Here is a 22,868-nt window from a genome sequence, read left to right as displayed (position 1 = left end):
ACGCTGTTCCCCCGGTCGCTGATGGACGTGCGCGGCGGCGGAGTGGTCGGCTCAGCCCAGCGCGCACCGTACTTTAGTGAACTTGTGCGATACCTGTGAAAGGGTTTTTGACTGAGCGGGATCAACCTTCACATGGCCGCCGGGCGCCGGCCCCGGGAACCGACGAGGGCCCGGTGGTCTGTGACCACCGGGCCCTCGCAACATGGAGATTGTGGAGATGGCGGGAATCGAACCCGCGTCCAACGGTGCGGAACCAGGGCTTCTCCGTGTGCAGTCCGCTGTGATTTTCTCGGCCCCGGCGATCACGCGAACAAGTCGCCGACGGGCCCAGTCACTGTTGGATTTCCCTCTTCACCCCGTGACCGGGATCAAGGTTTAGTTCCCTAGCTGATGCCAGGATCCGGGTCGGGAACAGCCCCGGGCTGACACTTCGCAAGTCGCTACTTAGGCAGCGAGGGCGAAGGAATCGCGCTTGGTATTGGCGATTATTTTTTTCGGCCTGTGGTTTACGAGATCATGGCCGCTTCCTCGACACGCTTCCCCTGGCTCGACATCCGCTGTCGAAACCGATCATCCCCATGTTGTTTTTTCAACGTGCACACCCGGGCTTCCCCTGGTGTTGGTGCCATCGTACGTGACCAACGCACGACGGTGCCAGCCTATTCCCGCGGGCTACGCGTTCCGCTGCCGCCGTTTGGCCGCCGCGATCGCCCGGTCGGACTCCCGGCGGTCCTGCTGTTCCCGCAGGGTCTGCCGCTTGTCGTACTCCTTCTTGCCTCGCGCGAGCGCGATCTCCGCCTTGGCGCGACCGTCCTTGAAGTACAGGGCGAGGGGCACGATCGTGTGACCCGTCTCCTGGGACTTGGCCTCCAGCTTGTCGATCTCCTCCCGGTGCAGCAGCAGCTTGCGCTTGCGGCGCACCGAGTGGTTGGTCCAGGTGCCCTGGTGGTACTCGGGGATGTGGGCGTTGTGCAGCCACGCCTCGCCCCGGTCGATCTGGACGAAACCGTCCGTCAGCGAGGTACGCCCCTCGCGCAGCGACTTGACCTCGGTGCCGGTGAGCACGATCCCGGCCTCGTAGGTGTCGATGATCGCGTAGTCGTGCCGTGCCTTCTTGTTCTGCGCGACGATCTTGCGCTTGCCGCCCTTCTCGCCGTCCCTGGCTTTGGCGGCCGTCCCCTGCTGCTTCTGCTGGGACTCTTTCGGTACGTACATTCCCTTGGCCATAGTGCCCTCCATTTTCGCACTACGGAGGGGGTGCGAGGGAAGCGGATTAGCAGCGGGTCCCGCGAGGTCTACGACGGGTCGCCGAGGCCGCTGAGGACCGTCTCCGCCCGCTCCAGCGCCCTGGTGCCCACCTCCAGGTCGGGGGTGATGCCCCGGCCGTCGACGGTGTGGCCCGAGGGGGTGCGGTAGTGGCCGACGGTGAGCTCGGCGACCGAGCCGTCGGGGAGGCGGGTGGGCATCTGGATGGAGCCCTTGCCGAAGGTGCGGGAGCCGAGGACGACCGCACGGCCGCGGTCCTGGAGGGCGCCGGTCAGCATCTCGGCCGCGCTCATCGTGCCGCCGTCGACGAGCGCGACCAGGGGTCTCGCCGTGTCGCCGCCTGCGTCGGCGTGCAGGGCGCGCTGGGCGCCGTCGACGTCGTAGGTGGCGACCAGGCCGCCGTCGAGGAAGGCGGAGGCGGCGGTGACGGCCTCGCTGACCAGGCCGCCGGAGTTGCCGCGCAGGTCGAGAATGATCCCGCCGTCGGCGGGGGCCTGCCGTACGGCGTCGCGGACGCGCTCCCCCGAGCCCCTGGTGAAGGCGGAGATCTTGATGACGGTGATGCCGGCGGGCAGCTTGTGCACGGTCACCGAGTCGGTGGACAGCAGCGCCCGGCGCACGGTCTCGCTCCACGCGTGCGTGCCGCGTTGGAGGCCGAGGGTGACGGTCGTACCGGCGCGGGCGTCGGAGGCGTCACCGCGCAGTAACGAGACGACGTCGGTGACGGGCCGCCCGTCGACGCCCTCCCCGTCGACGCTGCGCAGCCGGTCGCCCTTCCTCACTCCCGCCTCGGCCGCGGGCGACCCGGACTGCACCCTGGTCACCTCGATCCGCCCGTCCCGTTCCAGCCGGGCCCACAGCCCGACACCGGTGTACTGGCCGTCGAGCGCTTCCTCGAACTCCTTGTACTCGCCCTCGGAGTAGACCGCGGCCCACCGGTCCCCGCTGCGGCTCACGGCCCGTTCGGCGGCCTCCATGGGGGACTTGCCGTCGGCCATCGCGTCGGCGGCGGCCTTGGCGACCTCCTCGTGCCCGTCGGCCGCACGGGCGGCTCCGGTGGGCGTCTTCCGGTCGGTCTGCCCGGGGTCGGGAAACGCCCCGGTGGCCGCCCCGGTCACCAACAGCCCCGCGAACACCAACGTCAGAGCCGCCCCCCGGCGAACCCGGCGGGGCTGACAGAACAGCTCTCGGCCTGACATGCCGGTGAGTCTAGGACAACGCAGGAGGGCCGCACGGGCGGTTGCCCATACGGCCCTCTTGGCATGCGTCACACCTTCAGGTACTTGCGCAGCGCGAAGAACGCGGCAAGCGCGGGCATCAGGAGGCTCGTTGCGAGGATGAGCGGGAGCTTGGTCAACACCGCGTCCCAGCCGATGAAGTTGATCAGGTTCAGCTTCTGGGAGAGGGCCAGGCCGTGGTCGATGATGAAGTAGCGGGCGATCACCAGGAATCCGCACGCGACCGTGCCGCCGATCAGGCCGGCGACGGCGGCCTCCGCGATGAACGGGGCCTGGATGTAGAAGCCGGAGGCGCCGACCAGGCGCATGATGCCGGTCTCGCGCCGACGGCTGAACGCAGAGACGCGCACGGTGTTGACGATCAGCATCAGGGCGACGACCAGCATCATCGCCATGACCGCGCGCGCCGCCCAGTTCATACCGTTCAGCAGCCCGAAGAGATTGTCCAGAATGCCCTTTTGGTCCTGCACGGACTGGACACCGTCACGGCCGTCGAAGGCCGTCGCGACCACCTGGTACTTCTGCGGGTCCTTCAGCTTGATCCGGTACGACTCCTGCATCTGGTCCGGCGTGAGGGAGTCGGCCAGGGGTGAGTCGCCGAACTGCTCCTTGTAGTGCTTGTACGCCTCGTCCTGCGACTCGTAGGTGACCTTCTCGACCACCGACATCTTGCCGAGGTCCGCCTGGATCTGCTTCTTCTGGTCCTCGGTGACCGCGCCCTTGGCACAGTGGGGGTCGGACTCGGCGTCGCTCTTGTTGCAGAGGAAGATCGAGACGTTGACCTTGTCGTACCAGTAGCCCTTCATCGTGGTGACCTGGTCGCTCATCAGGAGCGAGCCACCGAAGAGCGCCAGGGACAGGGCGACCGAGACGACGACCGCGAAGGTCATCGTCAGGTTGCGGCGGAGACCGACTCCGATCTCCGACAGTACGAACTGGGCGCGCATGGCGTCGGGTTATGCCTTTCCGTCGTGGACCGCGTGAAGCGTCGGGAACGTGTGGATCGGTGTCAGTGCTGGTAGCCGTAGACGCCGCGGGCCTGGTCGCGGACGAGGCGGCCCTTCTCCAACTCGATGACGCGCTTGCGCATCTGGTCCACGATGTTCTGGTCGTGGGTGGCCATCACCACGGTGGTGCCGGTGCGGTTGATGCGGTCGAGCAGCTTCATGATGCCGACCGAGGTCTGCGGGTCGAGGTTGCCCGTGGGCTCGTCCGCGATCAGCAGCTTGGGCCGGTTCACGAAGGCGCGCGCGATGGCCACGCGCTGCTGCTCACCACCGGAGAGCTCGCCCGGTCGGCGGTCCTCCTTGCCGCCGAGCCCGACGAGATCGAGCACCTGGGGCACGGACTTGCGGATCTCGCCCTTGGACTTGCCGATGACCTCCTGGGCGAAGGCCACGTTCTCGGCGACCGTCTTGTTGGGCAGCAGACGGAAGTCCTGGAAGACCGTCCCGAGCTGGCGGCGCATCTGCGGCACCTTCCAGTTGGAGAGACGGGCGAGGTCCTTGCCCAGCACGTGCACCTGGCCGTGGCTGCATCGCTCCTCGCGGAGGACGAGCCGCAGGAAGGTGGACTTTCCGGAGCCGGAGGACCCCACGAGGAACACGAACTCGCCCTTCTCCACTTCCAGGGACACATCCCTGAGTGCGGGGCGGGTCTGCTTGGGGTAGACCTTGGAGACATTGTCGAATCGGATCACGGATGCACCACGGGTCGCCGGGGGTAGATGAGCGTGACCATACGCGAGTCGGGTGAGGAAGCGCAGGCGCCGGTCACGGTTGGGGGAGGCTTGTGGGGTTTTATTCCGGGGCAGTGTCTCCGGAGCGCAGGGGCGAGGTCTGCGGACGGCCGCGCTCTTTCCGGGGGAACCTGGCACAGTGGGAGGGGAACGTTCTCGTTCCGCGGAGCGTTGTGTAGGTAATGGCCGGTGCAAGGAGGGCGAGCGCATGACATACGACCGGTTGGTGTGCGCGAACTGCGCGGCGCCCGTGAACGAAGGCCGGTGCCCCGTGTGCCGCGCCAACCGCGAGCGTCTCCAGCAGGAGAACTTCCTGGGTGGTCTGAACCCGATGGCGTTGATCGGGCTGCTGGCGGTACTGATCGCCGCGGTGGCGCTGCTGGCGCACCAGACCGCGTAGCGAAGCTCACAGGCACAGAAAAGCGACCGAAGGGCCCGGAGCTGCTGCTCCGGGCCCTTCGCCGTACGTCATGCATACGCTCTGTGAGCGGGTGCCTGCCGTCAGGCGGCGGCGCCGCCGCGGCCGCCCATGAGGCGCGGCAGGATGCGGAAGCCGATACCGCCGGCGATCATCGTGGCGGCGCCGACGATCAGGAAGGTCGTCTGCGTGGCACCGGTCTCGGCGAGCTGGTCGCCGCCGCCCTGGGCCTGGGTGTTCGAGGTGTCCGAGCCGGTGTCGGTGAGGGCGGAGGAGCCCTCCTCCTGCGCGGAGGTGCCCGAGTTGCCGTCGGTGCCGGTGTTGTTGTTGCCGCTGCCGCCGTCGCCGCTGCCCGTGCCGCTGCCGTCGGTCGGGGTGGCGCTGGTCGGCTCCTCGGTCGGCTCGGTGGGCTCCTCGGTCGGCTGGGTGGGCTCGTCCGAGGGCTGCGACGACTCGGAGGGCGGCTCGCTGCTCGGCGGCTCGCTGGACGGCGGCTCGCTGCTCGGCGGCTCGCTGGAGGGCTCGCCGGTCGGGATCCCGGTCGGATCGTCGTCGGTGCTGACGGTGGCGGTCAGACCGTTCTGGTGGGCCTCGACGCCGCCGGAGAAGGCGGAGGCCGCGCCGGCTGCAGTCAGCGAGGCACCGGCGGCGATCACGGCGGCGGCGGCTATTTGCGCGGCCCGGATCCGTGTCTTCTTGGTCATCTGGTTGCTACCCCCAGTAGCTGAATGTCAGGTTGGCGGCGCTGGGGCTGTGCTCTACGGAGATAGCTACGGATGCGCAAGCCCCCCGGTTCTCATGCGCCCCAAACATACGCACGCCACGCTTCACCCTTCCCATTTTTCAAAGCAACGTCAAGGCCGTTGCGGGCGCGATGTCCAGTTGCGCGCCGAATGCGAGGAGTTGAAGCCTGTGAGTGTGATGTAAACCCCAGACATAACCCTGACACGCGCCCGAAAATACGAGAACTGCCGCCACGGGGGCGGCAGTTCCAGAACGGCCGACTCGCCATCGGCAAGTCGCCAAAGTTACTTCTCCTGCTGCTTGCGCCAGCGAATTCCGGCCTCCAGGAAGCCGTCGATCTCGCCATTGAAGACGGCCTCGGGGTTGCCGACCTCGTACTCCGTGCGCAGGTCCTTGACCATCTGGTACGGGTGCAGGACGTACGAACGCATCTGGTTGCCCCAGGAGTTGCCGCCGTCGCCCTTGAGGGCGTCCATCTTGGCCTGCTCCTCCTGCCGGCGCCGCTCGAGGAGCTTGGCCTGGAGGACGTTCATCGCGGTCGCCTTGTTCTGGATCTGCGACCGCTCGTTCTGGCAGGAGACGACGATTCCGGTGGGGAGGTGGGTGAGGCGCACCGCGGAGTCGGTGGTGTTGACGCCCTGGCCGCCGGGCCCGGAGGACCGGTACACGTCCACCCGCAGCTCGGACTCGTCGATCTCGATGTGGTCGGTCGTCTCGACCACAGGGAGGATTTCCACACCCGCGAAGGAGGTCTGGCGGCGCCCCTGGTTGTCGTAGGGCGAGATCCGCACCAGCCGGTGAGTGCCCTGCTCGACCGAGAGCGTCCCGTAGGCGTACGGCACCTGTACGGCGAAGGTGGTCGACTTGATGCCGGCCTCTTCCGCGTACGACGTCTCGTAGACCTCGGTCTTGTAGCCCTTCTGCTCCGCCCAGCGCAGGTACATCCGCTGCAGCTTCTCGGCGAAGTCGGCGGCGTCGACTCCGCCGGCCTCGGCGCGGATGTTCACGAGCGCCTCACGGGAGTCGTACTCCCCGCTGAGCAGCGTCCGCACTTCCATTTCGTCCAGCGCCTTCTTGACGGCGGCAAGCTCGGAGTCGGCCTCGGCGCGGGTGTCCGGGTCGTCCTCCTCCTCCGCCATCTCGAACAGCACGGCAAGATCGTCGATCCGCCCGCGCAGCGCCTCCGCCTTCCTGACCTCGGCCTGGAGGTGGGAGAGCTTGCTGGTGATCTTCTGCGCCTCGTCCGGGTTGTCCCACAGGGACGGCGCGGCCGCCTGCTCCTCGAGCACGGCGATGTCTGCCCTCAGCTTGTCGAGGTCCAGAACGGCCTCGATCGACTCCATGGTCGAGGAGAGGGACTTGAGCTCTTCGGATACATCGACGACTGCCACGCCTCCCAGCGTAACGGCTCCGCCGCGGACACAGCGCCTGCCCACCCACCCACCGGACTCGGCAGGGCGAGGAGAGGGCGAAAATGCGGGGACGGGGCATAAGGGACGGGATCCGTGGACTACCCGGAGCCCAGGGCGGCCGTTCCGCGCCTGGGGACAGCCGTCCCGCCGGCCCGGGGCCTGCCTTGTGGTGGGGTTCGTCATGGTGTCGACGTGCTGTGGGTGTCCTGCGGTGGGGAGTCGTCGCTCGACGTCGCCAGCCACGCGCCGACGCCCACCACAGCCGCCAGTACGACCCCGGCCACACCCAGTGTCACCCTCCGTCGCCGCGCCGCCGCCTTGTGCCGGGCCGAGCCCGGTCGCGGTGCCCCCGCCGCCCTCGGCGCCCTGGCCGTGCCCCGCGCGCCGCCCGCCAGCTCGTCCGGCCCCGGCACCCTCATCGACGTGTGCGTGTCCCGGTTGGAGTCCGGCTTCGCGCCCGGCACCAGGGAGACGGCCCCCCGTCGCCGTACCCGCTGCTCCTCCGCCGCCGGAGCCGCGGCCGTCTCCTCCGCCGCCTCCTCCGCCGTCTCCGTCTCCGGCTCGTCGACGTCCAGCGGCGGCATGCCCGCCAGCGTCGGCAGCTGCTCCCGCAGCCGCGCGGCCAGCTCGGACGCCCGCAGCCGGGAGGCCGGCGCCTTCGCCAGGCACTGCACGAGCAGCTGCCAGAGCTCCTCGGGGATGCCGGGGAGGGGGACCACCGTCTCGGTGACATGGCGGCGGAGGACCGCCCCGGGGTGGCCGCCACCGAACGGGGTGAAGCCCGCAAGGAGCTCGTACAGAACGGTCGCCAGGGCGTAGATGTCCACCGAGGCGCGGGGCGGCAGGCCTTCGACGATCTCCGGGGCCAGGTAGTCCGGCGTGCCGATGATCTTCGTGGCGCGCGTCCGCTTCGGGGAGTCGATCAGCTTCGCCACGCCGAAATCGGTCAGAAGGGCGGGGTGTGAGCCGCCGGGCCCGAGCGGACCCTGCATGTCTAGCAGGACGTTCTCCGGCTTGACGTCCCGGTGGACCACGCCCGCCGCGTGTGCCGCGGCCAGCCCGTCCGCGACGTCCGCGACGATCGCCACCGCGGCCTCGGGCGCGAGGCGCCGCTCCCGTTCCAGGCGGGTGCGCAGATCGGTGCCGCGGACCAGGTCCATGACGAGGGCGAGGTCGTTGCCGTCGACGACGAGGTCGCGGACGGACACCACGTTGGGGTGCTCAAGGCCCAGCAGGGCCGTGCGCTCCTGTACGAAGCGGCCCACCAGCTCCTCGTCGGACGCGAGATCCTCGCGCAGCAGCTTGATGGCGACGGGCCCTTCCGGCCCCTCGCCCAGCCACACCGTGCCGGCGCTGCCCCGCCCCAGGACCTGGTTGGCGGTGTACCGGCTGCCGATCTTCCGTGCCAAGGCTGCTCCTACAGACGCGTGTTGCCGACAAAAGTACGCGTCCGAAGAGCCAACCTTCACCACGGAGGCGGAAATCACCCGCCAGGTGTCGACAAATCCCCAGAGTCGCGGTCAGTTGCCGTTACCGGAGGAGGAGCCCAGCTTGTCGAACCAGTGGCTGACTTTCCCGGCCCAGTCGCTCAGCTGGGTCCAGTAGCCCCTGCCCTGCCCCACCCACGTGTGCAACGGGGTCAGGTCCCAGATCAGCCAGCCCGCGACGAAGAGGATGACGACCATGAACAGGCAGCCCTTGAGGCAGCCCAGCCCGGGGATCTTCATCGGGTTGGCGCTGCGCTGCCGCGGCTCGCGCGGGGCCCGCTGCGGTTCGGCGGGGGCGGCCGGGGGCGCATAGCGCTGCTGGGGCGGCGGGGCGTACTGCTGCGGCTGGTGGCCGTACCCGGCGGGCTGCTGCTGCCCGTACCCGCCCTGCTGTGCGTACCCGCCGCCCTGCTGCCCGCGCGGCTGCGGCCGTCGTACCGGCTGCTGCTGCGGGGCCTGGCGCGGCTGCTGCTGCGGCCGGGCCACCTGGCGCTGGGGGCGGTGGCGCAGCGGGTCCTCGTTCGGGTCGAGGTACTGGACCTGCGTCTGCTCGTTGCGGTCGCGGGCCGCGCGGAGCTGGGTCTGCCAGGGGTGCGGCTGTTCCGGCTGCTGCTGGCCCGGCTGCCCCTGGGGCATCGGCGGCATGACGGCCGTCGGGTCGGCGGCGCCGGTGTTCGGCAGTACGGCGGTCGGGTCGGCGGCGCCCGCCGGGCCGCCGGTGTGCGGGAGGAAGCTGGTCAACGCGTTCGGGTCGTACGTTCCGGCGGGCCCGGCGGTGTTCGGCAGCACCTGCGTGGGGTCTGCCGCCCCCGGTACGGCGGTCGGCGAGGGATCGGGGGCCAGCAGCGCGCCCACCCCCTCGGCGGCGGCGATCTGCGCGGAGTTCGCGTGCACCCCGATGCCCTCGGCGACGACGCGCAGGCCGCGCGCGAGGTTCTCGGCGCTGGGCCGGTCGTCGGGGTTCTTGCGCAGGCAGCGTTCTATGACGGTCCACAGCGGGTCGGGAACCGTGGACGGGCGGCGCGGCTCGGCGCTGAGGTGCTGGTGCAGGACTTCGAGGGCGCTGCCGCCGGAGAACGGCGGGCGGCCGGTGACCAGCTCGTACAGCAGGATGCCGGCGCCGTAGATGTCGACGGCGGAGGTCTGCGGGCGGCCCTCGGCGGACTCCGGCGCCACGTACGCGGGCGTGCCGACGAACTCGTGGGTGCGGGTCAGGCCCGGGGAGTCGGCGAGGCGGGCGATGCCGAAGTCGGTCAGCAGCGGGTGCATCTGGCCCTGGTACTGCTGGAGCAGCACGTTGGCGGGCTTCAGGTCGCGGTGCACGACGCCGTCGGCGTGGCTGGCGGCCAGCGCGTCGGCGATCTGGGCCGTCAGCAGGGCGGCGGCGACGGGTGTGAAGGGGCCGTTCTCGCGCAGGTAGCGGTGCAGGTCGGGGCCCTCGACGAGGTCCATGACCAGGGCCAGCAGATCACCCTCGACCACCAGGTCACGGACCCGGACGATGTTCGGGTGGGTCAGCCTGAGCAGGACGGAGCGCTCCCGCAGGAAGCGCATCACGACATCGGCGTCGCTGGCGAGCTCCTCCTTGAGGACCTTGATCGCGACGGTCTCCCCGGGCTGGCCGGGCACGGCCGCCTCGGCGCCCGCGGTCTCCCGCTGGCGGGCACGCCAGACGGTACCGGTGGCGCCGCGTCCGAGCGGCTCCTCCAGGAGGTACTTGCTGCCTACCGGCCGCACGTCATCCGCTCCCTGCTGCTTGCTGTGTGTCCGGGCCTTGTGTCCGACCCACTGTAGTGCCGTGGTCCCTGGCACCGGGCTGTCGTCCGGCTGTGCTTTCCCCTGTCCGGTAGGCAGCCGATAAGCGTTCCGGACGTATCCCCATACGTAGGCGTTCCCGTACTTGTTCGATGGAAAGACGCTCGCTTCGGTCCGGTGGTTGCCGGGCTCGGACGTGACCGATCTCAAGTGATCGCCCGTGCGGTATTGGTCAGGCACTTTTGGGGGCAGAGCTGACCAATCAAGATCACTTGCCATCGGGCCGTGGGCGCGTTGTCAGTGGCAGGTGCGAGGATGCGTGCGACAGCAGAACTGGCCGACGTGCTCGTGGCGGTGGGGGGAATTCCGCGCCCGCGCAGAAGGGACCGCTGACGGCGATGCAGATCCGGCTGACCGTCGTAGACCCGCTGGGCCCTGCCGCGCAGCGGGGCCGGGCCGTGAGCCGGGACGTGCTGGTGACGGCGCCCGCGGGCACGGATCTGGCCGCGGTGGCCTCCGCGCTGGCCTCGGCGGTCACCGGTGACGGCAGCATGGGAGGCCGGGAGGCGAGCGGCGCCCCGGTCGTGCTGTACGCGGGGGCGGAGCGGCTGGACGCCCGCCGCCGCATCCTGGGCGAGCCCCCGCTGGTCGACGGCGCCGTGCTGTCCCTGGGCGCGCCCGCCGCCCCCGAACCGCATCCCGAGCTGGACGACGCCCCGGCCCAGCTGCATGTGATCGCCGGTCCCGACGCGGGCGGGGTCCACCTGCTGCACGGCGGCCAGATCACCATCGGCCGCTCCGCCGACGCCGACGTCCCGCTCGACGACCCGGACGTCTCCCGGCTGCACTGCGCGGTCACGGTCGCCGCCGACGGCCACGTCTCGGTCGCCGACCTGAACTCCACCAACGGCACGGCCCTGGACGGCACCCGCGTCACCGACCGCCCGGTCCGCCTCGCCCCGGGAGCGCTCCTGCGCATCGGGGAATCGGCCCTGCGGCTTACGCCGTCCGGGGGACCGGGAGCCCGCGTGGGCACGGCACCGGACGGGGAGGGGTGCCTGCGGGTGCTGCCCGGAGGCGAGGACGCGGAGAAGGGCGGCTCTGACACCGGCGGCGTCGGCGGTTTCGCGGGCCACGCGCGCGGGGCGGCTGCGGCCGACGGCTCGACCGGCCCCGCGGGCCGCGCCCATCACGCCTACGGCACGGCGGGTTGGGGAGCCTCGGGTGGAGCGGCGGGGGGCCAGGAGCACGGTCCGGTGGAACCACCGGTCGTACCCGCACAGGGGGACGCGCCGAGGATCGAGAGCCGGGGTGGGCTGCCGACGGCCGGCCAGGGCGGCGGGTCGCCGCGGGCCGGGCGGGGAAGCGGACTCCCGACGGGGGCCGGGCAAGGCAGCGGGCTCGCGGCCGAAGCCGGGCGGAGGGACGGATCACAGGCGACCGGACCCTGGCCGGAGCCGCCGCCGGCCGGAAGTCACGGTGGGCTGCCCGGCCCACGCAGCGGTTCCGCCGCCACGGACCGCTCTGCCGTCACGGACCGCTCTGCCGCCACGCAACGTTCTGCCGCCGCTCAACGCCACGGCGACACCCACGCCGGCCGCTCCGGAGTCCTCGCCGGCCCCGGCGCCCAAAGCGGCCCTCCCTGGCCCACGACCGGCTCCGGCGCCCGAACCGGCCCCACCACGCCCACCAGCGGCCTTGACGGCCGAAGCGAACCCGCCGCGCCCGCGACCACCGACCCGGCGGCAGCGCACCACCGCCCCTCACCGGACAGCGCCCCGTCGATCGGCGACCCCGCCGACGGCCCCGCCGCCTCCGGGGCCGGCTCCGGCAGACGCAAAGGCACCGCCCTCCGCGGCACCGACACCCCCGCGCTGCCCGGCCCCCGCAGGCGCGGCGGCCTCGGCGCCTGGGCGCGGCGGCTGGCCGGCGGGCGTGGTGAGCCCCCGTCGGCCGCCGACGGCGAGCCCGCGGCCGAGGACGGCGGCCCGACGCAGGCCGGTGTCCCCGCCCAGGCCGAGACCTGGCCGGATCCCGCCGCCCTGCTGCTGACCGCGCTCGGCCCCGGCCCCCGCCTCTGGGAGCGCGCCCCCGGCCACCCGGAGACGCTCACGGTCCGGCTCGGCACGGCGGACCGCGCCGCGCCCGACGGCCCGGGGCTGCTCCCCGCCGTGCCGGTCACCGCCGACCTGCGCGAGGCCGGCGCCCTCGGCCTCGCGGGCCCGCGCACCCGCCTCGCCGGTCTCGCCCGTGCGGTACTGGCGCAGCTCGCCGCGCTGCACTCCCCCGACCTGCTGGAGATCGTGCTGATCAGCGCGGACCGGGGCCGCCCCGTGGAGGAGCGGACGGCCGAGTGGGCCTGGCTCGGCTGGCTCCCGCACGTCCGTCCCGGGCACGGCCAGGACTGCCGCCTCCTGCTGGCCTACGACCGTGAACAGGCCGCGGCCCGCGTGGAGGAACTGCTCCGCAGGGTGGAGGACCTGTCCGCGCCCCGACGGCCGGCCACCCCGTCCGACCGCCCGAGCTTGGCCGGTACGCCCGCGGACGCCCCGCCCGCCGATGCCGCGCACCGCCCCTCCTGGGCCCGCGAGGACCTCGGCGCCGACTACGACGGCGACGACGACAAGGGCGGCAAGGACCGCTTCCCTGGGCCGTACACGGTCGTCGTCGTGGACGGCGACCCCGGCGGTTCCGCGCTGCGCGACGCGGTGGCGCGGCTGGCCGTTGCCGGACCGCGCGCCGGAGTGCATGTGATCTGCCTGGCGGAGACGGCGCCTACCTCGCCCGTCTCGCCGGTCACCCAGACCTACGAGGCGGCGTGCGCGGTGACGCCGACGTTCCGGGAGTGCGGGGCCGTGGCCCTGCTCAGCGGGGACGTGGCAACGGCCCTGCATCTGCTGCGGGTGGCCCGTACCGACGCGGCGGGTCCCGTCGGCCCCGGCACCCTCGCCGCGGTGGACGCGGTGTCCGCCGCCTGGGCCGAGCGGTTCGCGAGGGCGCTGGCCCCGCTCCGCCCCGACGGCCCGGTCGGCGACCGGCACACGCGCGTGGCCGCCCCGCTCCCCCAGTCCGCCCGTCTGCTGGACGAGTTGGGGCTGGCGCGGGCCACCCCGGCGTCGCTGATGGCCCGTTGGGCGGACGCGGCCGATGACGCCGAGTCGCTGGGCGGCCGGGCCCGTGCGGTGCTCGGCGCCGGACCGCGCGGCCCGCTCGGCGCCGACCTGGTCACCGAGGGACCGCATGTGCTGATCGAGGGCCCGCCCGGCAGCGGCCGTACGGAGCTGCTGCGGGCGATGGTCGCCTCGCTGGCCGCCGCCGAGCGCCCCGACCGGCTCGGGATCGTCCTGATCGACGGCCACGACGGCGTCGGCACCGGCGCCGGCGCCGGCGAGGGTCTGCGGGTGTGCACCGACATACCGCATGTCACCACCCACCTCACCGCCAACGACCCCGTGCGGATGCGCGAGTTGGCGCAGTCGCTGAGCGCCGAGCTGAAACGGCGGGCCGAGCTGTTGGGCCGCTCCGACTTCACCGACTGGCACGCCCAGCGGGAGATCTCGGGCCGTATCGTCGCCCAGCGTGGCCGCCCCGCCGCCTCGGGCGCCGCCGACATAGAGGCACCGCCGAGTTCGACGCTCCGGCTGCGCCCGTCGGCCGGGGCCGCCGCCGCCCGTCAACGCACGGAGGCGCCGCCGCCGTTGCCGCGTCTGGTCGTCGTGGTCGACGACCTGGACGCCCTGGTCTCCCCCGCCCTCGGTTCACCGGGCCGCCCGGCCGCCGGTTCCGTGATGCGGGCGCTGGAGGCGGTGGCGAAGGAGGGCGAGCGGCTCGGCGTCCACCTGATCGCGGCGGCCGGCACGGGCGGCCGTACGGCGGAGACGGAACCGGCCCGGCAGGCCACCCTGCGCATCACACTGGACCCACCGGCCGCAGGCCCCGACGAACCGGCTCCGGGCCGCGGCCGCCTGACCACACCTGACGGCCGCACCACGGCGTTCCAGGCGGGCCGCGTCACAGGCCGCATCCCCCGCACGGCAACCCAGCGCCCCACGGTCGTCCCCCTCGACTGGCCCCGCATGGGCGACCCCCCGACCCGCCGACCGGTACGGGAGTTGGGCAACGGCCCGACGGACCTGGCGCTGCTGGCAAGCGCGGTGGAGAGGGCGGCAAGAGAGGTCTCGGCGGCGGAGGTCCCCTCGCTTCTGTAGTCGGCGCCCCCCCGGGGGCACCCACCTACCCCGGGTCGTTGATCACGAGGCGATCACGATCCCCGTCCCTCACCTGTACGCACCCTTGCCGCGCAGGCGGCCCCCCGCGTACACCGGAGCGCACGGGACAGAGTCCTGACGTTCAACGAGGAACGACGAACGGGGAAGTGATGCGCGCCATGAGCAACGCCATCCGGACAGGCAGGGCCCTCACCACACTCGCCGCACTCCTCGCGGGAGCCCTTACGCTCACCGCGTGCGGAGGCAGCGACGACAAGAAGGACGACAACGGCTCCCAGAGCAGTGCCAGTACGTCCGGCTCCACCCTCACCCTCCCCAAACTGAACGGCACCACGCTTGAGGTGGCCGCCGTCTGGACCGGGCAGGAGCAGAAAAACTTCAAGCAAGTGCTCGCGGAGTTCGAGAAGCGCACCGGCGCGAAGGTCACCTTCGTGCCCGCCCAGGACCCGATCATCAACTTTCTCGGTTCGAAGATCGCGGGCGGTCAGCCGCCGGACATCGCGCTGCTGCCACAGCCCGGCGCGATCAAGCAGGCCGTACAGAAGGGCTGGGCGAAGCCGCTGAACGCGGATGCGATCAAGGAAGTGCAGAAGAACTACTCGCAGGGCTGGCAGGACATCGGCAAGGTGGGCGGCAAGCAGTACGGCGTCTACTACAAGGCCGCCAACAAGTCGCTGATCTGGTACAACGCCACGGTCTTCGAGAACGCGGGCGCCAAGGATCCCAAGACCTGGCAGGACCTGCAGACGACCGCGCAGGCGGTGTACGACTCGGGCGTCACCCCGTTCTCGGTCGGCGGCGCCGACGGCTGGACGCTGACCGACTGGTTCGAGAACGTCTATCTCTCCCAGGCGGGCCCGGAGAAGTACGACCAGCTCGCCCAGCACAAGATCAAGTGGACCGACCCGTCCGTGAAACAGGCGCTGACCACGCTCGCCCAGATCTGGGGCAAGAAGGGGTACATCGCGGGCGACGCGGACGGTGCGCTGCAGACGGAGTTCCCGGCCTCGGTCACCCAGACCTTCACCGGCGGCGACCAGCCGAAGGCGGCGATGGTCTTCGAAGGCGACTTCGTGCAGGTCAACATCGGTGAGACCAAGGCGAAGGTGGGCACGGACGCCAAGGTGTTCCCGTTCCCGGCGGTCGGCTCCGCCGCGCCCGTGGTCTCCGGCGGTGACGCGGCTGTCATCCTGAAGGACTCAAAGGGGGCGCAGGCGCTGGCCACCTTCCTGGCCTCCCCGGACGCGGCGACGATCCAGGCCAAGCTCGGCGGCTATCTCTCGCCGAACAAGAACGTGCCGAACTCGGCGTATCCGAACGATGTGCAGCGCAAGATCGCCCAGTCCCTGATCGCCTCCGGTGACGACTTCCGCTTCGACATGTCCGACCAGGCCCCGCAGGCGTTCGGCGGTACCCCGGGCAAGGGCGAGTGGAAGGACCTGCAGGACTTCCTGAAGAACCCGAAGGACGTCGCGGGCACCCAGGCGCAGCTGGAGAAGGACGCGGCGGCCGCCTACGGCAGCGGAAGCTGACCCGGCGATGGCCGCACCCGCAACCACGGCCCCCGCTCCCCCGGGCCGCCGCAAGAGCGTGACCGGCACCCGCAGGAGCGTGGCGTTCCTCTTTCTCCTCCCCGCCCTGGTGCTGCTCGGCGCGCTCGTGGTCTATCCGATCGGGTACTCGCTGATCCGCAGCTTCTACAACGCCTCCGGCGACGGTTTCGCCGGCTTCGACAACTACAAGGCGATCTTCACGGACGACGGCATCCGTACCGCCCTGAAGAACAACATCATCTGGGTGGTGTTCGCGCCGACGGCCTCCACCGCCCTCGGTCTGATCTTCGCGGTGCTGACCGAACGGATCCGCTGGGGGACGGCGTTCAAGCTGGTCGTCTTCATGCCGATGGCGATCTCGATGCTGGCCGCCGGGATCATCTTCCGGCTCGTCTACGACCAGGACCCGGACAAGGGCGTCGCCAACGCGGTCTGGGTCGGTATCCACGACACCTTCGCCCAGTCCTCCGCGTTCCCGAACGCCCACCCGGGCCGCGAGTCGCCCCTGAAGCCGGACCAGGGCGGCTTCGTCACCACGGCCGCCGTCCACACCGGGCAGACCGTCACCCTTCCCCTGGTCGGTGTGGCACCCGACCAGATGCCCGGCGGCGCGAAGAAGGCCGTGGCGGCCAAGCCCGACCCCGGGAAGATCACCGGGACCACCTGGCAGGACTTCACCCGCGGCAAGGGCGTCGGCAGACTCGGCGCCCCCGACCCGTCCGAGCTCGGCTACGACGGGATGCGCGTCGAGGCGGTGAAGAACGGCAAGGTGGTGGCATCGGCCAAGGCCGCCGCCGACGGCACCTTCACCCTCCCCGCCGCGGCCGACGGGGCCCTGCTGCGGCTCCCCGCGAGCAACTTCAAGCAGCCGTACAACGGGGTCGACTGGCTCGGCCCGTCCCTGGTCACGCCCGCCATCATCGGGTCGTACATCTGGATGTGGGCGGGTTTCGCGATGGTGCTGATCGCGGCCGGACTGGCAGGCGTGCCCCGCGAGCTCCTCGAGGCGGCGCGGGTCGACGGGGCGACCGAGTGGCAGGTGTTCCGCAAGGTCACCGTGCCGCTGCTTGCGCCGGTCCTCGCCGTGGTCACCGTCACCCTGATGATCAATGTGCTGAAGGTCTTCGACCTCGTGTACATCATCGCGCCGGGCTCCTCGCAGGACGACGCGAACGTGCTCGCCCTGGAGCTGTACCGCAAGGGCTTCTCGGAGGACCAGCCGGGCATCGCGAGCGCGATCGCGGTGTTCCTGCTCCTGCTCGTGATCCCGGTGATGTGGTTCAACGTGCGCAGACTGCGACGGGAGGAGCGGCGATGAGCGCGCACCGCCTGTCTTTCGGCTGGGGGTCCGGGGGTCGTCCCCCGGGATGGCGCAGTAACGTCCGCAGACTGCGACGGGAGGAGCGGCGATGAGCTGGCTGCTGGAGAAGATCAACGGCGGTCTGGTCCGCGTCTTCCTGATCGTCGTCGCCCTGTTCTGGCTGGTGCCGACGATCGGACTCCTCGCCTCCTCCCTCCGTTCCCCGGAGGACATGAGCGCGAGCGGCTGGTGGAACGTGTTCGCCAAGCCGTCCCAACTCACCTTCGACAGCTACCAGAAGCTTCTGGAGAACAGCGACATCACCCACTCGCTGTGGAACACGGTCCTGATCACCGTCCCGGCGACGGTCCTGGTTGTGATCATCGGCGCGCTGGCCGGTTACGCCTTCGCGTGGATGGAGTTCCCGGGCCGGGACTGGTGGTTCCTGATCGTGGTCAGCCTGCTGGTGGTCCCCGTCCAGGTGGCGCTGATCCCGATCGCCGAACTCTTCGGCAAGATCGGTCTGTTCGGGACGATCCTCGGCGTGGTCCTCTTCCATGTCGGCTTCGGTCTGCCGTTCGCGGTGTTCCTGCTGCGGAACTTCTTCGCGGAGATCCCGCGGGAGCTGCTGGAGGCGGCCCGTCTCGACGGCGCAGGTGAACTGCGGCTCTTCACCAGGGTGGTGATGCCGCTCGGCGGGCCGGCGATCGCGAGCCTGGGCATCTTCCAGTTCCTGTGGGTGTGGAACGACATGCTGGTCGCGCTGGTGTTCACCAAGTCGGGCACCCAGCCGATCACGGTGGCGCTCCAGACCCAGGTACGTCAGTTCGGCAACAACGTCGACGTGCTCGCGCCCGGCGCCTTCATCTCGATGGTGATCCCACTGGCCGTGTTCTTCGCGTTCCAGCGGCAGTTCGTGACCGGGGTGATGGCCGGCGCGGTCAAATAACCGTACGAGACATATCAAAGGAGGGCGAGTCGGTCACCGGCTCGCCCTCCGCCGTTCACGGAAGGTCCCCCACATGACGTAGCGAACCGTAACCAAATCACTCCATTGGCCGTTCCCGGGCAGAACGCCCGCGCCGACCGACCCATGGATGCCCCTTGCCCAGGTTCAGTGTCATTGTCCCCGCGTACAAGGTCCAGGCGTATCTGCCCGAGTGCCTGGACTCGGTGCTCTCGCAGTCGTACCCCGATCTCGAACTGATCGCCGTCGACGACCGCTCGCCGGACGCCTGCGGCACGATCATCGACGAGTACGCGGCCCGCGACGCGCGCGTACGGCCCGTCCACCTGCCGGAGAACCAGGGTCTGGGCGCCGCCCGCAACGCGGGGATGGAGCATGCGCGCGGCGACTACCTGCTCTTCCTGGACAGTGACGACACGCTCACCCCCGACGCGCTGCGGGCGGTCGCCGACCGGATCAAGGAGACCGGCGAGCCGGACGTGCTGGTGTACGACTACGCGCGGACCTTCTGGACGGGCCGGGCGGAGCGCAACAAGGCCGCCGCGCAGCTGACCGAGCAGGGCGCCGCACCCTTCCGGCTCGAGGACCGGCCGGGCCTTCTCCGCGTCCTCATGGTGGCCTGGAACAAGGCGTACCGGCGGGAGTTCGTGGAGGAGCACGCCTTCGCCTTCCCGCCCGGCTACTACGAGGACACCCCCTGGACCTACCCGGTCCTGATGACCGCCGGGTCCCTCGCGACCCTGGACCGGGTCTGTGTGCACTACCGGCAGCGACGGCAGGGCAACATCCTCGGCACCACCAGCCGCAGTCACTTCGACATCTTCGAACAGTACGACCGGGTCTTCGCGTTCATCGAGGAGCGCCCCGAACTGGCCCACTGGCGACCGGTGCTGTTCCGGCGGATGATCGACCACTTCTCGACCGTGTTCACCAGGCGGGAGCGGCTGCCCCGCGGCACCCGCGCCGAGTTCCTGCGCAGGGCCCGCGCCCACTGCCGCCGTTACCGGGCCAAGGGCGCGCCCGTCCCTCCCCCACTCTCGGCTCCGTTCGAGTGGGGGCACCCCCACCGCACCCGGCTCCGCCACGGCCTCGTCCACTACGGTCTGCACCGCACCTACCGCGCCCTCCAGCTAGCGCAGTACGCCGGCCGCCGCACGGCCAAGGCCGGCGTCAAGTCCGCCCGGGGCCTGCGCTCGGCCCTCCTCCAGCTGCACTACCGCGTCCAGCTGCGGCTGCCGCTGCGCGCCGACCGCGCGGTCTTCGCCGCCTACTGGAACCGCGGCCACGGCTGCAACCCGGGCGCTCTGGAGGCGGCGTTCCGCAGCCACGCCCCGCACATCCGCACCGCCTGGATCGCTCGCCCCGAACACCAGCACACCGTCCCGCCGGGCCCGCGCCGGCTGCGCCCGGGCACCTTCGGCTACTGGACCGCGCTGGCCCGCTCCAAGTACCTGGTCAACAACGTCAACTTCGACCGGCGGCTGCGCAAGCGCCCCGGCCAGGTCTTCGTGCAGACCCAGCACGGCACCCCGCTCAAGCACATGGGCCTCGACCTCCAGGAACACCCGGCGGCCGCCGCCGACATGGACTTCGACGAACTCCTGCGGGGCGTCGACAAGTGGGACTACGTCCTGTCCGCCAACCGCCACACCACCCTGACCTGGGAACGCGTCTACCCGGGCGGCTACACCACCCTCGAATACGGCTATCCGCGCAACGACGTCTTCCAGCAGGCCACCTCGGCCGACGTGACCCGGATCCGTGAGTCGCTCGGCGTCCCCGAGGGCACGGTCGCGCTGCTGTACGCGCCCACCCACCGCGACTACCGGCGCACCCAGCGCCCCGCGCTCGACCTGGACCGGATCGTGCGCCGACTCGGCCCGCGCTTCGTGATCCTGGCCCGCGCCCATTACTGGCACGGCGGCCCGCTGGCGGCCGGAGGGCGGGTGATCGACGTCAGCGACCACCCGAGCGTGGAGTCCCTCTGCCTCGCCTCGGACGCGCTGATCACCGACTACTCGTCGATCATGTTCGACTACGCCAACCTGGACCGCCCGATCGTCGTGCACACCGAGGACTGGGACGCCTACCACGCGGCCCGCGGCACCTACTTCGACCTGCGCTCGGCCCCACCCGGCGCGGTCGCCCGCACCGAGGACGAACTGATCGACATCTTCGCCGGCGGCCACTGGCGCGGCTCCCGTTCCGCGCAGCTGCGCGCCGCGTTCCGCGAGCGGTTCTGCCGGTACGACGACGGACGCGCCGCCGAGCGTGTCGTACGGCATGTGGTGCTCGGCGAGACGGCCGGGCTGCCGGAGTTCATCCCGCTGGACGCGCGGCATCCCGTTCCGTCGGCGGCTTCGGGGCTCGCCCACTCCCCACTGGCCACCGTTCCGCAACCTTCTGGCCACCTGCCCGTCACCTAGAGCGCTGAACGCCGTTTCCCTTTCAGGGAGTTCCCTCATGCCCCCGAACACCTCGCGACCCACTCCGTCGCGGCCGTCCACCTGGCGACCCACGGGGAGGCCGGGTCGCATGGACACCTGAGAAAGAGCAGCATGCCCCGCTTCAGCATCATCGTCCCGTCCCACGGGGTCGCCGGCCGGCTGTCCCAGGCGCTGGACTCGGTCCTCGCCCAGTCCTTCGGCGACCTGGAGCTGATCCCGGTCTGCGACGCGCCGGACACCCCGGCCGCCGCGGTCGCCGACGGATACGCCGAGCGGGACTCCCGGGTGGCCCCGGTGCACTCACCGCCGTCCGCCGGGCTGAGCGGGGCCCGCAACACCGGGATCCGGGCGGCGAACGGCACGTATCTACTGTTCCTCGACGGCGACGACGTACTGGTCCCTGGCGCGCTGGCGCTCCTTGACGCACGGCTGGCCGAGACCGGTGACGTGGACGTGCTGTACTTCGAGCACGAGCGGGCGCCCTGGTGGGAGGGCGAGCCGGCCAACCCGGCGGCGCCGCTGCTGGCGGGCACCCCGCAGGGCGCCTTCGCCCCGGACGAGGCACCCGCGCTGACCGGAGTGACGCTGCCGGCGTGGAGCGCGGCCTACCACCGCACCTTCCTCGCGGACCGCCGACTGCGGTTCCCCGACGGTCACTTCACGGACCTCGGCTGGGCCGGCCTGACCGGCATCGCCGCCGACCGCGTCGCGGTGCTGCGTTCGGTGGTCGTACGGCACCGGCTTCGCCGGCAGGGCAGCCGGCTGAACCTGCCGGGCCCGCATCAGCGGGACCTCCTCGACCAGGTGGAGCTGGTGCTGGCGCGGTCGTTGGCGGCGGGGCTCCCGGGCGAGCGGGCGCGGCCGCTGTTCGAGCAGGTCTTCGAGACCGTACTGAGGACGGCCGCACGCCCGCAGCGGCTGCCGTCCGGACACCGGTCCTTCTTCCGGCGGGCGGGGTGGCTGCACCGTACGTACCGCCCGGCCGGGTTCCGGATGCCGGGCGGGAGTCTCGGGGTGCAGCACCGGCTCCTCGCGGCGGGCGCGTACACCGCGTTCCGGGCGCTGCGCGGGGCCAACCGCGCGGCGGTCGGGGCGGCCGAGCGGCTGCCCCGCCCGCGTCTGCCGCTCACCCGGCTGCGTTACGCCCTCGACCTGCGCCGCCCGCTCGACCAGAACCTCGCCGTGTACTGCGCCTACTGGGGGCGCGGTTACGCCTGCAACCCGGCCGCTGTCCACGCCACGGCCCGCCAACTCGCCCCGTGGCTGCGCTCGGTGTTCCTGGTCGAGGCCGGCCAGGAACACACCGTGCCGAAGGACGTCGAGTACGCGGTGATCGGCAGCCGCCGCTACTGGCAGGTGCTGGCCCGCGCCAAGTACCTGGTCAACAACGCCAACTTCGCCGAGGGAGTCGTCAAGCGGCCCGGCAGCGTGCATCTCCAGACGCAGCACGGCACCCCGCTGAAGAAGATGGGCGTCGACCAGGCGGCGTACCCGGTGGTCGCCGCCCGGACCGGCAGTTTCACCAAGCTGCTCGGCCGCGTCGACCGCTGGGACTTCAACCTCTCCGCCAACCGCCACTCCACCCAGACCTGGGAGCGCGCCTTCCCGGGCTCGTACGAGGCGCTGGAGTACGGCTATCCGCGCAACGACGTCTACTACACGGCGTCCGCCCACGACGTGATCCGGGTCCGCCGCAGGCTGGGTGTCCCGGACGGCAGGACGGCCGTGCTCTACGCCCCCACCCACCGCGACCACCACACCGGCTTCGATCCCGGCCTCGACCTGGAGGCGTTCTGCGAGGCCGCCGGAGAGGACGTCGTCGTCCTCCTGCGCGCGCACTACTTCTACGACCGGGGGGCCTGCCAGGGCACCGGCCGGATCATCGACGTCACCGCGCACCGCTCCGCCGAGGACGTGTGTCTCGCGGCGGACGCGCTGATCACCGACTACTCCTCCATCATGTTCGACTACGCCAACCTGGACCGGCCGATCGTCGTCTACGCCGACGACTGGGAGGTCTACCGGCAGACCCGGGGCGTCTACTTCGACCTGATGGCCGAGCCGCCGGGCCCGGTCGCCCACACCCCGGAGGAACTGGCCCGGATCTTCCGCGAGGGTGCCTACCGGGGCCCGGAGTCCAAGCGGCTGCGGGCCGAGTTCCGGGCCCGTTTCTGCCAGTTCGACGACGGTCTGGCCGCCGAACGGGTCGTACGACGGGTGTTCCTCGGTCAGTCGCCGGACGCGCTCCCGCCGCTGATCCCCCTCGCCGAACGCCTGCCCGCCCCGGCCGTCGCGTCACTCGTGACTCCGTGAC

Annotated in this window: 15 protein-coding genes and 1 other RNA gene; 7 read left to right on the top strand and 9 right to left on the bottom strand. The window is 71.3% G+C overall.

Annotated elements, in window-relative coordinates; translation table 11 throughout:
- Window positions 1–209: 209 nt before the first annotated feature.
- The 5 genes from ssrA to ftsE form a co-directional block, all read right to left on the bottom strand.
- Window positions 210–578, bottom strand: a transfer-messenger RNA (tmRNA) gene (gene ssrA, locus ABTY98_RS12435).
- Window positions 579–672: 94 nt separating this feature from the next.
- A complete protein-coding gene (gene smpB, locus ABTY98_RS12430) occupies window positions 673–1,215 on the bottom strand; it encodes an SsrA-binding protein SmpB (RefSeq protein WP_352221047.1) in 543 nt (180 codons plus the stop codon).
- 80 nt (window positions 1,216–1,295) lie between these two features.
- Window positions 1,296–2,465 carry a S41 family peptidase gene (locus ABTY98_RS12425; RefSeq protein ID WP_352220845.1) on the bottom strand — a complete coding sequence of 390 codons (1,170 nt, stop codon included), beginning with the start codon at window positions 2,463–2,465 and terminating at the stop codon, window positions 1,296–1,298.
- Between the two features lie 68 nt (window positions 2,466–2,533).
- Window positions 2,534–3,451, bottom strand: a complete 918-nt coding sequence (gene ftsX, locus ABTY98_RS12420) for a permease-like cell division protein FtsX (RefSeq protein ID WP_352220844.1) — start codon at window positions 3,449–3,451, stop codon at window positions 2,534–2,536.
- Between the two features lie 62 nt (window positions 3,452–3,513).
- On the bottom strand, window positions 3,514–4,203 hold the full coding sequence (gene ftsE, locus ABTY98_RS12415) for a cell division ATP-binding protein FtsE (protein WP_307675202.1): 690 nt from the start codon (window positions 4,201–4,203) through the stop codon (window positions 3,514–3,516).
- 247 nt (window positions 4,204–4,450) lie between these two features.
- Between ftsE and ABTY98_RS12410 the strand changes: the two genes are divergently transcribed.
- Window positions 4,451–4,642, top strand: coding sequence for a hypothetical protein (locus tag ABTY98_RS12410; RefSeq protein WP_352220843.1), 192 nt, complete (start codon window positions 4,451–4,453; stop codon window positions 4,640–4,642).
- Between the two features lie 101 nt (window positions 4,643–4,743).
- On the opposite strand, the gene ABTY98_RS12405 is transcribed toward ABTY98_RS12410, so the two are convergent.
- The 4 genes from ABTY98_RS12405 to ABTY98_RS12390 all read right to left on the bottom strand — a co-directional run bounded on the left by ABTY98_RS12405 (window position 4,744) and on the right by ABTY98_RS12390 (window position 10,040).
- A complete protein-coding gene (locus ABTY98_RS12405) occupies window positions 4,744–5,364 on the bottom strand; it encodes a hypothetical protein (RefSeq protein ID WP_352220842.1) in 621 nt (206 codons plus the stop codon).
- 324 nt (window positions 5,365–5,688) lie between these two features.
- Window positions 5,689–6,795 carry a peptide chain release factor 2 gene (gene prfB / locus ABTY98_RS12400; protein ID WP_352220841.1) on the bottom strand — a complete coding sequence of 369 codons (1,107 nt, stop codon included), beginning with the start codon at window positions 6,793–6,795 and terminating at the stop codon, window positions 5,689–5,691.
- A gap of 200 nt (window positions 6,796–6,995) precedes the next feature.
- Entirely contained in the window at window positions 6,996–8,225 is a 1,230-nt protein-coding gene (locus ABTY98_RS12395; RefSeq protein WP_352220840.1) for a serine/threonine-protein kinase, read from the bottom strand.
- A 111-nt stretch (window positions 8,226–8,336) separates the two neighbouring features.
- Window positions 8,337–10,040, bottom strand: a complete 1,704-nt coding sequence (locus ABTY98_RS12390) for a serine/threonine-protein kinase (RefSeq protein WP_352220839.1) — start codon at window positions 10,038–10,040, stop codon at window positions 8,337–8,339.
- A 416-nt stretch (window positions 10,041–10,456) separates the two neighbouring features.
- Between ABTY98_RS12390 and ABTY98_RS12385 the strand changes: the two genes are divergently transcribed.
- From ABTY98_RS12385 to ABTY98_RS12360, 6 genes are all read left to right on the top strand, one after another.
- Entirely contained in the window at window positions 10,457–14,266 is a 3,810-nt protein-coding gene (locus tag ABTY98_RS12385; RefSeq protein WP_352220838.1) for an FHA domain-containing protein, read from the top strand.
- Between the two features lie 170 nt (window positions 14,267–14,436).
- Window positions 14,437–15,819 carry an ABC transporter substrate-binding protein gene (locus ABTY98_RS12380; protein ID WP_352220837.1) on the top strand — a complete coding sequence of 461 codons (1,383 nt, stop codon included), beginning with the start codon at window positions 14,437–14,439 and terminating at the stop codon, window positions 15,817–15,819.
- A gap of 7 nt (window positions 15,820–15,826) precedes the next feature.
- Window positions 15,827–17,158, top strand: a complete 1,332-nt coding sequence (locus ABTY98_RS12375) for a carbohydrate ABC transporter permease (RefSeq protein WP_352220836.1) — start codon at window positions 15,827–15,829, stop codon at window positions 17,156–17,158.
- 91 nt (window positions 17,159–17,249) lie between these two features.
- Window positions 17,250–18,089 (top strand): carbohydrate ABC transporter permease, encoded by an 840-nt coding sequence (locus ABTY98_RS12370; RefSeq protein ID WP_352220835.1) that lies wholly within the window; start codon window positions 17,250–17,252, stop codon window positions 18,087–18,089.
- A 155-nt stretch (window positions 18,090–18,244) separates the two neighbouring features.
- On the top strand, window positions 18,245–20,533 hold the full coding sequence (locus ABTY98_RS12365; protein WP_352220834.1) for a bifunctional glycosyltransferase/CDP-glycerol:glycerophosphate glycerophosphotransferase: 2,289 nt from the start codon (window positions 18,245–18,247) through the stop codon (window positions 20,531–20,533).
- A 132-nt stretch (window positions 20,534–20,665) separates the two neighbouring features.
- A complete protein-coding gene (locus tag ABTY98_RS12360) occupies window positions 20,666–22,867 on the top strand; it encodes a bifunctional glycosyltransferase family 2 protein/CDP-glycerol:glycerophosphate glycerophosphotransferase (RefSeq protein ID WP_352220833.1) in 2,202 nt (733 codons plus the stop codon).
- Window position 22,868 lies beyond the last annotated feature (1 nt).

The organism is Streptomyces sp. NPDC096040 (assembly GCF_040303265.1).
Classification (GTDB): Bacteria; Actinomycetota; Actinomycetes; order Streptomycetales; family Streptomycetaceae; genus Streptomyces.
This window is presented reverse-complemented; position numbering and strand designations above follow the sequence as displayed.